Origin of the sequence: Macrococcus capreoli (assembly GCF_025628935.1) — a bacterium.
GTDB lineage: Bacteria > Bacillota > Bacilli > Staphylococcales > Staphylococcaceae > Macrococcoides > Macrococcoides capreoli.
On record NZ_JAOTIS010000001.1, the window covers coordinates 177,139 to 191,146 of the forward strand.

Annotated in this window: 14 protein-coding genes; 13 read left to right on the top strand and 1 reads right to left on the bottom strand. The window is 35.5% G+C overall.

Translation table 11 applies throughout. The features are described from left to right. Positions 1–7: 7 nt before the first annotated feature. Complete coding sequence (locus OCL94_RS00910) at positions 8–640, bottom strand: YigZ family protein (protein ID WP_262993621.1); 633 nt, start codon at positions 638–640, stop codon at positions 8–10. 177 nt (positions 641–817) lie between these two features. Between OCL94_RS00910 and OCL94_RS00915 the strand changes: the two genes are divergently transcribed. The 13 genes from OCL94_RS00915 (at position 818) to uvrB (ending at position 14,004) form a co-directional block, all read left to right on the top strand. Further along, a complete protein-coding gene (locus tag OCL94_RS00915; RefSeq protein ID WP_262993622.1) occupies positions 818–1,675 on the top strand; it encodes a DegV family protein in 858 nt (285 codons plus the stop codon). A 64-nt stretch (positions 1,676–1,739) separates the two neighbouring features. Beyond that, on the top strand, positions 1,740–3,002 hold the full coding sequence (locus OCL94_RS00920) for a DEAD/DEAH box helicase family protein (protein WP_262993624.1): 1,263 nt from the start codon (positions 1,740–1,742) through the stop codon (positions 3,000–3,002). Beyond that, complete coding sequence (locus OCL94_RS00925) at positions 2,959–3,645, top strand: ComF family protein (RefSeq protein WP_262993626.1); 687 nt, start codon at positions 2,959–2,961, stop codon at positions 3,643–3,645. The genes OCL94_RS00920 and OCL94_RS00925 overlap by 44 nt, the downstream gene beginning before the upstream one ends. A gap of 60 nt (positions 3,646–3,705) precedes the next feature. Further along, positions 3,706–4,269, top strand: coding sequence for a ribosome hibernation-promoting factor, HPF/YfiA family (gene hpf, locus OCL94_RS00930; protein ID WP_262993628.1), 564 nt, complete (start codon positions 3,706–3,708; stop codon positions 4,267–4,269). Positions 4,270–4,501: 232 nt separating this feature from the next. Further along, entirely contained in the window at positions 4,502–7,030 is a 2,529-nt protein-coding gene (secA, locus tag OCL94_RS00935; RefSeq protein WP_262993630.1) for a preprotein translocase subunit SecA, read from the top strand. A gap of 5 nt (positions 7,031–7,035) precedes the next feature. Further along, positions 7,036–8,143, top strand: a protein-coding gene (gene prfB / locus OCL94_RS00940) for a peptide chain release factor 2 (protein WP_262993632.1) whose coding sequence is annotated in 2 segments (ribosomal slippage) — positions 7,036–7,107 and positions 7,109–8,143 — 1,107 coding nt in all. Because the reading frame shifts where the segments join, the coding sequence is not laid out codon by codon here. 94 nt (positions 8,144–8,237) lie between these two features. Next, entirely contained in the window at positions 8,238–8,552 is a 315-nt protein-coding gene (gene cccB / locus OCL94_RS00945) for a cytochrome c551 (protein WP_262993634.1), read from the top strand. Positions 8,553–8,604: 52 nt separating this feature from the next. After that, positions 8,605–9,528: a C40 family peptidase gene (locus OCL94_RS00950; protein ID WP_262993636.1), complete on the top strand. Its 924-nt coding sequence runs from the start codon at positions 8,605–8,607 to the stop codon at positions 9,526–9,528. A gap of 381 nt (positions 9,529–9,909) precedes the next feature. After that, on the top strand, positions 9,910–10,350 hold the full coding sequence (locus OCL94_RS00955; RefSeq protein WP_262993638.1) for a CHAP domain-containing protein: 441 nt from the start codon (positions 9,910–9,912) through the stop codon (positions 10,348–10,350). 128 nt (positions 10,351–10,478) lie between these two features. Continuing rightward, on the top strand, positions 10,479–11,018 hold the full coding sequence (locus tag OCL94_RS00960) for a TlpA family protein disulfide reductase (RefSeq protein ID WP_262993639.1): 540 nt from the start codon (positions 10,479–10,481) through the stop codon (positions 11,016–11,018). Between the two features lie 32 nt (positions 11,019–11,050). Further along, on the top strand, positions 11,051–11,698 hold the full coding sequence (locus tag OCL94_RS00965; RefSeq protein ID WP_262993641.1) for an HD domain-containing protein: 648 nt from the start codon (positions 11,051–11,053) through the stop codon (positions 11,696–11,698). Then, entirely contained in the window at positions 11,695–11,925 is a 231-nt protein-coding gene (locus OCL94_RS00970) for a CsbA family protein (protein ID WP_262993644.1), read from the top strand. The genes OCL94_RS00965 and OCL94_RS00970 overlap by 4 nt, the downstream gene beginning before the upstream one ends. Positions 11,926–12,021: 96 nt before the next feature. Beyond that, positions 12,022–14,004 (top strand): excinuclease ABC subunit UvrB, encoded by a 1,983-nt coding sequence (uvrB, locus tag OCL94_RS00975; protein WP_262993887.1) that lies wholly within the window; start codon positions 12,022–12,024, stop codon positions 14,002–14,004. Positions 14,005–14,008: the final 4 nt, after the last annotated feature.

Below are 14,008 nucleotides of genomic sequence, written 5' to 3' on the forward strand. Positions count from 1 at the left end.
TATTTCATTATTCAATGTTAAAAGGTAGCATCATTTCTTCTTCAATTGTATACACAGCACTGCCTTGTGTCGTTTCAACAAGAAATGATTCAAAAGCTGTTTGATCTTCTGCTGTAATCTGGATAACGTACGTCACTTTATCAGTATATATCGTTTCCAGGACGACGTACGGCAATTCAGCTATGCTATGTTCGAACTTCCCAGTCTGATCATAATTGATTGTGACATGATATTTAAGCGCATTTTTAATAATCACTTTACCGGCAACTTTTATCGCATCTGAGACACCGCCTTGATATGCGCGAATGAGACCGCCTGTACCGAGTTTAATACCCCCGAAATATCGTGTTACAATGGCTAACGTATTATGAACATCGTTCTTCTTTAATGCTTCAAGCATCGGAACACCAGCTGTGCCACTCGGTTCACCATCATCATTGGCTTTTTGAATTTGATGCTGATCACCAATCGTATATGCAGAGCAGTTATGATTCGCATCTTTATGTTGCTTTTTAATTTCAGCAATTTTTTCCTTTGCTTCATTTTCATTTTCTATTTTGTACAAGTATGTGATAAATCGTGATTTATTAATGATCACTTCATTGACAACATCCTGCTTAATTGTGATATAGTTCTGCATTGTATCCCTCATTTAACATGTAAAGTTGTTTTAATATTAATTCATTCTATCGCATCATTTGAACAAATTCTATTTTAACAGAATGATACAAATATTATCATTTAATTTGTATTACTTTATTTTTAATAATAAACCGTATAAAATATATATTGGGATGTAATGGGACGGAGGTCATTTATGAAAACAGCCATTATTACAGATTCAACTGCGTATATACCTGATGCATTGATTAAAGCATTAGATATTCGCATCATTTCTTTGAATGTTATTTTCAAAAACGAAGTCTTTGTAGAAGCAACATATGATGCGCAACAGTTTTACGAAAGAATGCGTTATGAGAAAGAGTTACCTACAACGAGTCAGCCGACAACGGGTGCTTATGTTGCACTATTAGAACAATTAAAGTCAGAAGGTTTTACAGATTGTATATCAATTCACTTATCAAGTGGTATAAGTGGGACATACCAGAATGCAATTACTGCTGGCTCTATGGTAGATGACTTCACACTACATGCATTTGATTCAGAAATTGCTGCGATGGCAATGGGCTTTTACGTATTGCGTGCAGCTGAACTAAAAGATACAATATCTCCTGAAGCAATTATTAACGAGCTTGAAGCAATGAAACAAGAAACAATTGCTTACTTTTTAGTAGACGATTTGAAGAATCTTCAAAAGGGTGGACGATTAACGGGTGCACAAGCATTAATTGGTAGCATGTTACAAGTTAAACCTATTTTACATTTTAAAGATACGAAGATTGTACCGTTTGATAAAGTACGTACAAAGAAAAAGGCGATAAAGCAATTGAAGGATTTATTTGCTGAGCAATCGAAAAACTTTACAGATGTAACAGCGGTTGTTATTCATTCTAATGCGAGTGATGAAGCGGATGCAATCATCAATGATTTGAAAATAGAATTTCCGGACGTCGATTTTATTAAGAGTTATTTTGGTCCAGTCATTGGTACACACTTAGGAGAAAAAGCCATTGGATTAGGTTTCACAAACAGAAAGTTTAATTGTTTAAAATAGTCTTGTCTTATAGTCATTATTCCGGCACACATTTATTTGTGTGTCTTTTTTTATGGAGGAAAAGATGCGAATCACGATTTCAGAAACACCTTCATCACAACCCGCGATTGAGTATAAAAGTCAATTGATGTGTCATTTTTGTTTGAATCAAGCACGACATTTATTTCATCAATATTATCATCATGGTTATCAGCAAACGATTTATTATTGTCGCAGTTGTATTACACAAAGTGTTCATTCACGTAAATATATACATTATTTAAAAACAGCGCAGTTCGCTGAAAACATTGTAATTGACTTACCTTTTGAATTGACTGCGCAGCAAAGCAAAGCGTCACAATTTATTGTGAACAAATTTGAGCAGCGAAAGTCATGTTTATTATATGCTGTAACTGGCGCTGGAAAGACGGAAATGATCTTAGCAGGAATCGTTGCTGCAAGGGCGCAAGGATGTAATGTTGCTGTCGTGTCACCGAGAACAGATGTTGTGAAAGAACTTTCATTAAGGTTAAGCCAATATTTGAAGACAGATTATCTATGTACGTTATATGGTGGACATGCTGAAATAACGTCCGACTATTTCATTATTAGTACGATACACCAGCTTATGTATTTTCAAGATCATTTCGACTTAATCATTATTGATGAAATCGATGCATTTCCTGTCGGTTATGATCCGCGTTTAATTCGTCTGTTAAATAGGGCACTCACTGAACATGGTATGTTTGTCTATTTGTCTGCAACACCACCGAAATATATCATGCAGGCATGCAAAACAAGTACTATCTATTTGCCGTTAAGATATCATCAACGCCCATTACCAGTACCACGCTTTAAATTTATGTCAAAAGGTGCTGTGGAACATAAGATGAGTACATTATTAGCACATGCTCAATGCGATGAAATCATTCTTATCTTTTTTCATGATATTAAGTTAATGGAAGCGACATATACACGGTTAAATCAACATTTACAACGTCATACGGTATGTGTTTATTCTACTGATGTAGAACGACATGAAAAAGTAGAAGCCATTCGCAATAAAACATATCGCTTTATTTTTACGACGACGATATTAGAGCGTGGTTTCACGATGCAAGATTTATCTGTGTGGGTGATGAATAGTCATTTATTTCGAAGTGATAGTCTGATTCAAATTGCCGGACGTGTTGACCGTAAAGGGAATAAACAAAATGGAGAAGTCATCTTTTATCATGATGGGATTAGTTTGTCGATGCTTGATGCATTGAAAAAAATACGTCAAATGAATAAACGAGGTGCACATGACACATCAGCGCTGTATCATATGTCATCAACCGATTCATGAAATATTAACAATTGATAATTTATTTAAACGCGTTCCGTTTGTTTGTGATGATTGTAAGCAGACTGTGCTACAACGACATGATGTACGACGTTGCACTTATTGTCAGAAAGCACTAGCAGAAGACGAAACGGATTGTCTGGATTGTCAATTTATTTTGAAGTATTTCGGTTTCGTCAATCATGTCAATATGATTTGTGAATATCACGAAGAGATGTCAAAGCTATTGCATCAATATAAATCAAATGGTGATGTATTACTAGCAAAAGCCTTTGCACAAATTTTTCAATCACAATTGACACGTCAATATTTTAAAGCGTTTGATATGGTTATTCCAATGCCAACTTCAAATGAACGATTACGAACACGTGGCTTTAACCCGGTTTCAACCATATTAGATGCAATGCATGTACAATATAGTGAAGTGCTTACAACAGCATATCGTGAAAAGCAGATGGGATTAAATAAGATTGACAGAATGAAACAGGACAATCCTTTTAAATGTATTGGGAGTTTACAAGACAATGCACGTATATTGCTCGTCGATGATATTTATACAACCGGGTTAACAGCAAGTCATGCCAGTAGTGTATTATTATCCAATAAACATTGTGAAATCACGGTGTTAGCGTTTGCAAGAGCCTGAATATTTGGTAAAATATAAGTAGGAAGAAACAACAAGAATAGTTTCAAAGGAGTGGTTATAATGATTAGATATGAAATCCACGGAGACAATATTTCAGTAACAGATGCAATTAGAAATTACATTGAGGAGAAATTAAGCAAGCTTGAAAGATACTTTACAAACGTGCCGGATGCGAATGCACACGTAAAGATTAAAACTTATCAAGATGGTAAATCTAAAGTTGAAGTTACAATTCCTCTAAAAAATGTGACATTACGTGCGGAAGAACGCCACGATGATTTATACGCAGCGGTTGATTTAATTGTCGAGAAATTAGAACGTCAAGTTCGTAAACATAAAACAAAAGTAAACCGTAAATTCCGTGAAAAAGGTGTAGAGAAAGAAGTATTTCCAAGTCTTCCGGAAGTTGAAGAAGTGCACGGGGAAAAAGAAGATGAAATTGAAATTATCCGTTCTAAACAATTCGATTTAAAACCGATGGATGCTGAAGAAGCGGTATTACAAATGAACCTTTTAGGTCATGATTTCTATATCTTTAATGATGCTGAAACAAATGATACAAACATCGTTTATAAACGTAAAGATGGTAAATATGGGTTAATTGAAACAACAGTAAATCAATAATCTATATTTTGAGAGAAGAGTGTTAAGACATTATTGTCATAACGCTCTTCTTTTTTATCGTTATGAACAGCGCTACGTACTCATATCTATAAATTTGTAAGGTGTTAGCCGTTTATTCATTCAACAAACAGAATATAAACGAAAGATAAACGAAATATTTCAATAAAAACGTGATAAGTGCTATTATAATTAGATGTAGACGTATGTATACGTATTAAAAGGAGAGAACATAATGGGATTCATTAAAAAGATGTTTGACGGCAACAAAAGAGAACTGAAATCATTATCAAAAATTGCAGATAGTGTCATGGCATTAGAAAAAGAAATGGCTGCATTATCTGATGAAGACCTTAAAAATAAAACATTAAAATTTCAAGCGGATCTGAAAGCGCTAGAAGATTATAAAAAACAAGAAAAATATTTAGATAATATATTACCGGAAGCATTTGCGATCGTACGTGAAGCTGCTACACGTGTATTAGGAATGACGCCATTTAAAGTACAAATCATGGGTGGAGCTGCCATTCATCGTGGCGATATCGCAGAGATGAGAACAGGTGAAGGTAAAACGTTAACAGCAACGATGCCGGTTTATTTAAATGCATTAACTGGTCGTGGTGTGCATGTTGTTACCGTTAACGAATATTTATCAAGCACACAGGCAGAAGAAATGGCACATTTATATAATTTCTTAGGACTGACAGTGGGAGTTAACTTAAATCAGTTAACGACTGAAGAGAAGCGTGACGCTTATAATGCCGATATTACATACAGTACAAATAATGAATTAGGATTCGATTATTTACGTGATAATATGGTGACGTATAAAGAAGAACGCGTTATGCGTCCGTTGAACTTTGCGATTATTGATGAGGTTGACTCTATCTTAATCGATGAAGCACGTACGCCTTTAATCATTTCAGGTCAAGCTGAGAAATCAACAAGCATGTACATTCAAGCGAATGTATTTGTGAAAATGTTAAAAGACGAAGAAGATTACAACTATGATGAGAAGACGAAAGGTATCCAATTAACAGAACAAGGGATCGACAAAGCAGAAAAGATGTTTAAAGTCGATAACTTATATGACGTGAAAAACGTTAATTTAATGCATCATATTAACATCGCCTTAAAGGCAAATCGATCTATGGTGAAAGATGTGGATTACGTCGTACAGGATGGTGAGATTGTCATCGTTGACCAATTTACAGGGCGTACGATGCCAGGACGTCGATTCTCTGAAGGGGTTCATCAGGCGATTGAAGCAAAAGAAGCTGTTGAAATTCAAAATGAATCTAAAACAATGGCATCAATTACATTCCAGAACTTCTTCCGTATGTATAATAAGTTATCAGGGATGACAGGTACAGCGAAGACTGAAGAAGAAGAATTAATGAATATTTATAACATGGCAGTAACGCAAATTCCTACAAATAACCCAATCGCGCGTGTCGATGCTGCAGACTTAATCTTTGCATCTGAAAAAGGGAAATTCCATGCTGTTGTTGATGAAGTGATTTCACGTCATAAACTTGGACAACCTGTATTATTAGGAACTGTCGCAGTTGAAACGAGTGAATATATTTCTGAGTTACTTAAGAAACGCGGTATTCGTCATAATGTATTAAACGCCAAAAACCATGAACGTGAAGCTGAAATCGTCCAACTTGCCGGCCAGAAAGGTGCAGTTACGATTGCAACAAACATGGCAGGTCGTGGAACGGATATTAAACTTGGTGAAGGCGTTAAAGAACTTGGTGGTTTAGCCGTGATCGGTACAGAGCGTCATGAATCACGCCGTATCGATGATCAGTTACGTGGGCGTTCTGGACGTCAAGGTGACCCGGGTTATTCACGTTTCTATTTATCTTTACAAGATGAGTTAATGGTACGTTTCGGTTCTGAACGAATGCAATCGATGATGACGAAATTAGGGATGAACGATGAAGCACCGATTGAATCAAAAATGGTTTCCCGCGCTGTTGAATCTGCACAAAAACGTGTAGAAGGTAACAACTATGATAGTCGTAAACGTGTATTAGAGTACGATGATGTATTGCGTAAACAACGTGAAATTATATATGAAGAACGTAATGAAATATTAGAAACAGAAGATTGTTCTGAAATGGTAAAAGGGATGATAGAAAAATCAGTCCGTCGTGCAGTAGATTATCATTTTATGGGCGATGAAGATAATGCAGATTATGAAGCATTTACGAATTATGTAGATGATATGTACTTAACAGAAGGTGCATTAAAAGTTGATGATATTAAGCGTCGTGATAAAGATGAAATTTATGAAATTGTCATGAATGCTGTTGATAAACAATTAGCGCACCAACAGTCTGAATTAGGCGAACAGTTCTTAGAATTTGAACGTATGATATTACTACGTACGATTGATATGAAATGGACAGACCATATCGATACGATGGATCAATTACGTACTGGAATTCATTTAAGAAGTTATGGTCAGATTAACCCGTTACGTGAATATCAAAATGAAGGTTTAACGATGTTCGAAGACATGCTGGATAACATTGAAGACGATGTAAGTAAATATGTGTTGAAATCTATCGTCGAAAAGAATGAGCATGTTGAACGTGAACAAGTGGCTAAAGGTCAGGCGATGGTAGCGAATGACGGTAAAGAAAAAGTGAAACAGCAACCGAAGATTAAGACTGAACCAGATATTGGTCGTAATGAACCTTGCCCATGTGGAAGCGGTAAGAAATATAAAAATTGTCACGGAAGAGAGTAGTTTGAATGGAACAATTTGAAATTAAAAATTTAATGGCTGAAATACAGGAAAAACTTGATAGCTTTAGGGGGTCTCTTTGACTTAGAAGAAAAAGAGACGAACATTCAGGAATACGAAGAGATGATGGCAGATCCGGATTTCTGGAATGATGGTGAAAAAGCACAGAATATCATAAATAAAAATAATGCATTAAAAGAAGTGGTTAATGGCTTTAACGCATTAGAAGAAAAATATGAAAATATCGATGTGCTTATTGAAATGTTAAAAGAAGAATCAGATCATGAAAGTGAACAAGATTTGATTGCACAACTGAATAGTTTATCAGATGAAACGAATGCTTTTGAATTGAAGATGCTGTTAGATGGAGAATTCGATGCGAATAATGCGATATTAGAGTTACATCCTGGAGCGGGTGGTACGGAATCACAAGACTGGGGTGAAATGTTGCTTAGAATGTATCAACGCTTTGCTGATAAACGTGGCTTTAAAGTTGAAACGCTGGATTATTTACCTGGTGATGAAGCAGGTATAAAAAGTGTGACAATACTCGTAAAAGGACATAATGCGTATGGCTATTTAAAGGCGGAAAAAGGTGTACATCGTCTCGTGCGAATTTCACCATTCGATTCATCTGGACGTCGTCATACGTCATTTGTGTCGTGTGAAGTAACGCCGGAACTGAATAATGACAATATCGAAATTGAAATTAATTCGGAAGATATTAAAGTGGATACGTATCGTGCCAGTGGTGCTGGTGGACAGCATATTAACACAACTGATTCTGCCGTACGTATTACACATACGCCAACAGGCATTGTAGTAACATGTCAAAATGAACGTTCGCAAATTAAAAACCGTGAACAGGCGATGAAGATGTTAAAAGCGAAGTTATATCAAAGAAAGATTGAAGAACAGGAAGCAGAACTAGCAGCAATTCGTGGTGAACAGAAAGAAATTGGCTGGGGTTCTCAAATTCGTTCATATGTCTTCCATCCATATTCAATGGTCAAAGATCATCGTACAAATGCTGAAACTGGGAATACTGGCGCAGTGATGGATGGGGATTTAGATTTATTCATAGATGCATACTTGAAGTCACAACTATCACGATAGAATACAAATCAATTCAAAAAGTGGATGACATAATTTTGTCACATCCACTTTTTTTAGTATAATAAAAGCAAATATATCATTATGGGGGATTATCATGAAGAAGTTATTAACGGGTTTAGCACTGTCAGCATTAGTACTTGGGGCGTGTGGTAATGGGGGAGAAAAGCAAGCAACAGATACGAAGTTCAATGATCCTGGTAGAGAAGCGTTCGCAAATAGTTCATGTATTGGCTGTCATGGTAAAGATTTAGAAGGTGGCAGTGAGCCTAATTTAACGAAAGTTGGCAGCAAATATTCTGAGCAGGAAATCCTTAAGATTATTCAAAATGGTAAAGGGGCAATGCCTAAAAATTTAGTTGAAGGTAAAGACGCTGAAAATATTGCGAAATATTTATCAAAACAAAAATAATGAGGTCACTAATTTATTGATGCATTAAAGTTACAGGAGGCAGTTGTAATTTATGAAGCGCATATTATTATCATCGATGAGTGTTGGTGCAATCATTTTAGTCGCAACACAAGCGCGGGCGAATACATATCATGCGCAACGTGATGCGTCTTTTCAGCAACCGAAGCAAGTTCAAGTTGCTACTTTAAAGCAAATTAATCCTATGAACAAACAAGTTCAGTCGGTTGTGAAACGATACCGTGTACATCACCATGATACTGTCCAAAGTGTAGCGAAACGGTTTAATATAGAAACATATGAAGTACGATTATGGAATAAATTGTCGACAAATACGTTAAAAGTTGGCGATGACATCATTGTATCTGAGCAAGAATATCGAAAGCTAAAACACAAGGATCGTCAATTCAAGACAACAACACCAACGTTGTCACCTCAAACTGCTCAATTTATTTATGCACTGAAGCAGGATAATGTACAAACATATCATAACGAACCGATACAACGCCATTCAATGCGTATTACACTTGAAGACGAGAAAAAACAGGCATCATTAACAGAAGTAGTCCAATCGCTTCAAATTGAGAGTGAAAAGCACATTGTTAATGATTCGAAGCAATCCTATCAAAGTGGTACAGTAGACAACAAAGTCGCACGCATCGCTTTGCAAATTGCACAAGGCAAAGTTTATGTATATGGTGCAAATGACGATAAAGCCGTTGACTGTTCATCGTTTGCGCAACAAGTGTTAGCTGCATTAGGGAAATCCATTCCAAGAACGACGTATGCTCAAATAGCAGCTGGACAGAAAGTTGATACGCCACAACCAGGTGATTTAGTATTCTTTAATGATGCAAGTCATGTTGGTGTATATATCGGCAATGGACAGATGGTAGATGCGTTAAACCCTGAAGCAGGTGTCGGGCAACGTGCTGTAAATTATGTTAATGGTACAATTACAGGATATTATCGATATTGATTATGTAGCCATCAATAAACACAAATGGCATACATAATAGATTATTACAATTAAATCTTCTTCCCTTAAAAAAAGGGATTGAAACATCTAACAAATACGTTAGATGTTTTTTTGTAATTTTATTTATTAAATAAAACTTTATTGAGTTAAATATTATACCGATAAAGTTACACGATAATAGGCTTTCTTTACTTGCCTTTACATAAGTTATTATTGTTTGTAACATAGCTGCAATGTTTGAGTGTACATATAACACTTATATTACATATACGTAACATTAAATTTTACGCGAATGTTTTATGGTAATATCAATATTGTTGATAAACAAGAGATGTTAAACAATATATTAAAATATTAAATTATTCGGAGGAAAAAGAAATCATGAAAAAGATCGTTATATCATTCTTAACTGCTATGATGTTATTGACTACTGCCGAGCTAACTGAAATCACACCACAAACACAAACTAAAACAGCAGAAGCTGGTTCATATGGCTATTCAAATCCATACTACTGGGGCAGTTGTGCATATTATGCTTATAATCGTCGTGCACAATTAGGGCGTCCTGTAGGGAAATACTGGGGCAATGCGAAAAACTGGGCTTACAAAGCGCGTTATGCTGGTTATAAAGTAAGACGTACACCTATTAAAGGTGCCGTTTTAGTATCACAATTAGGATATTATGGCCATGTAGCAGTTGTAGAACGTACATATTCAAATGGTAGCATTTTAGTATCTGAAATGAACTATCCACGTCAAGGTGTAAAAACGTACCGCGTTATTCCAAGCTATCAAAAAGGTAACTTCCAATATATTTACTAATAAATGATAGAATAACAATAATATTAAATTTCGAGATGAGACAATGTTTCATCTCTTTTTTTATGACTTCAGTTTAAAGTTAACTATAATTACGATATGATAGACGTAATAAATATAGAGGTGGACAGATGAAACATATTATTACAGCAATTTTACTGCTTATTTTTTTATTGCTAGCAGGGTACAGTATATATCAAGTAACACAATTTAATCAGACACCAGATGATAATCAACCGGTTGAAACGCATCAACATCCTATAAATAATCAAAACATCGGGGATGTTACAATAGAAAATCTTAAAGGTGAAAAGTTAAAATTAAAAACGCAGCTCAAACACGACATTACAGTGATTAATGTATGGGCTTCATGGTGCGGGCCTTGTAATGAAGAAATGCCTGAACTTGTAAAGTTTGATCAGGAGAAACCAAATCACATCGGACTACTTGGAATGAACGTTCAGGATGAACCGCATAAACGTGATGCATTTATTCAAAAGTATCATGCACAATACCCTATGATTATGCTTGATGAGAAACAAATGAAACAATATAAAATATATAACATACCGACGACATTGTTCGTTAATAAAGAAGGAAAAGTGTTGAAAACGTATGTTGGAGAATTAAATTCGAGCAAGTTGAATATCATCTTAAAAGAATTTAAATAAAAATATTAATACATGTTTGGAGGAGTGATGAAATGGGTGTACATCAATATTTTAAAAGCTTGTCTGATTTAGAAAAACTAATTCGTTGCCCGGGGAAGTTTAAATATCAAGAACATAATGTCGCCAGTCACTCTTTTAAAGTGACGAAAATTGCGCAATATTTAGCGACAGTTGAAGAATATCATGGCACTGAAATCAATTGGAAAAATGTTTACGAGAAAGCATTGAATCATGATTACCCTGAAATATTTACGGGTGATATTAAAACACCGGTGAAATATGCATCGCGAGAGTTAAAACAATTGTTTAGTGATGTTGAAGAACAAATGATTGGCCGATTTATTGATTCAGAATTTCCAGAACAATATCGTGCGATTTACCATGAAAGGTTAAAAGAAGGAAAAGACGAAACGATAGAAGGGCAAATTCTTTCAGTAGCAGATAAGATTGATTTGTTATATGAATCGTTTGGTGAAATACAGAAACGCAATCCAGAGCCATTATTTTTTGAAATTTATGAGAAAAGTTTAAGAACAATTATTCAGTTTGATCATTTACATTGCGTGCAGGATTTTCTAAATAATATATTGCCGGAAATGTTGCAGGAGAAGTTTATACCTCGCTCAGAACTAAAAGAATTAACGGTATCGATATTAAAAATAAAAGAGTCAGACTTATGACGATATGGTATTGGTTAGCATTTTTATTACCGGCTCTGATGGTTGTCATCTTTAGTATGATTGTTCGAAATAAATATACGGGTATGATATTATCGGTTATTGTTATCGGTGTGTCAGTATATAAAGGTTTTTTTCATTCTGAAATGATTGTGTTTCTGGATACGGTCAGTTTAATGATCGGGTATTTAATCGTAGAGTTTTATAAATTAGATCAAGTACAGGATTAACAGCTCAACGTGATATTGTTGTGGCTGTTTTTTATCGAACAAATGTTTGTATTTTGTGAAATATTTTTGGTAAAATATTATCGATAAGGAGGGCGTATAATGGAACATCATCCGTTTGTTATAAAGTCAGATTACAAGCCTGCAGGAGATCAGCCCGAGGCGATTCGTAAGATTGTAGAAGGTATTAAAGCAGGTAAGCGTCATCAAACGTTACTGGGTGCTACAGGTACGGGTAAGACGTTTACGATGAGTAATGTTATTAAAGAAGTTGGTAAACCGACATTAATTATGGCCCATAATAAAACGTTAGCGGGTCAGTTATATAGTGAATTTAAAGAATTTTTCCCGGACAATAGAGTTGAATATTTCGTAAGTTACTACGATTATTATCAACCGGAAGCTTATGTCCCTTCAACAGATACATTCATTGAAAAAGATGCTTCGATTAACGATGAAATTGATAAGTTACGACATTCTGCTACAAGTGCATTATTCGAACGCGATGATGTCATCATTATCGCTTCTGTCAGTTGCATTTACGGTTTAGGAAACCCGGAAGAATATAAGAACATGGTTGTGAGCATGCGTGTCGGTATGGAGATTGAACGTAATCAATTATTACGCAAATTAATTGATATCCAGTATAGCCGTAATGATATTGATTTCAAACGTGGTACGTTTAGAGTACGTGGTGACGTCGTAGAAATCTTCCCGGCATCACGTGATGAGCATTGTATTCGTGTAGAATTCTTCGGGGATGAAATCGAGCGTATTCGTGAGATTAACTATTTAACAGGCGAAGTATTAAAAGAACGTGAACATTTTGCATTATTCCCAGCCAGTCACTTCGTTACGCGTGAAGAGAAAATGAAAATTGCCATTGAACGTATCGAAAAAGAACTTGAAGAACAACTGAAGAAATTTAGAGCTGAAGATAAATTGTTAGAAGCTCAGCGACTGGAACAGCGTACGAACTATGATTTAGAAATGATGCGAGAAATGGGCTTCTGTTCGGGTATCGAGAATTATTCACTGCATTTAACATTGCGTGAAAGAGGCGCGACGCCATATACATTACTTGATTATTTCGGGGATGATTGGCTTATCATGATGGACGAAAGTCATGTAACTTTACCTCAAGTCCGTGGTATGTATAATGGTGACCAGGCACGTAAAAATGTGCTCGTTGACCATGGCTTCAGATTACCGAGTGCGTTAGATAATCGACCGTTGAAGTTTGAAGAGTTTGAAGCAAAAGGGCATCAGTTCGTGTATGTATCAGCAACACCGGGACCATATGAAATAGAGCATACTGATGAAATGGTAGAACAAATTATTCGACCGACAGGATTACTTGATCCAATCGTCGAAGTCCGTAAATCTGAACATCAAATTGATGACTTAATGGAAGAAATTCGTCAGCGCATCGAGAAGAATGAACGTGTATTAATCACAACATTAACGAAGAAGATGAGTGAAGATTTAACGACATATTTAAAAGAAGCGGGAATAAAAGTAAATTATCTGCATTCGGAAATTAAAACATTAGAGCGTATTGAAATTATTAGAGACTTAAGATTAGGTGTATTTGATGTATTAGTGGGTATCAATTTATTAAGAGAAGGTTTAGATATTCCGGAAGTTTCTCTCGTTGCAATACTCGATGCAGATAAAGAAGGCTTCTTACGTAGTCATCGCTCACTCATTCAGATTATTGGTCGTGCGGCACGTAATGATCAAGGTAAAGTCATCATGTATGCAGATAAGATGACCGATTCAATGAAAATCGCCATTGATGAAACAAATCGACGTCGTGAAATTCAGGAAGCATATAATATAGAACATGGTATAACACCTATGACGATCAATAAGAAAGTGCGCGATAAAATCAGTGCCTCTATTGATGTGACGGATGAATTACCGAAAGAAAATAAGAAAAAGAAAAAATTAACCGTAAAAGAACGCAATGCGATGATACAACAAGTTGAGTTAGAAATGAAAGAAGCAGCAAAAGCATTAGATTTCGAACGTGCAACAGAGCTAAGAGATATATTATTTGAGCTTAAAGCTGAAGGGTGACATT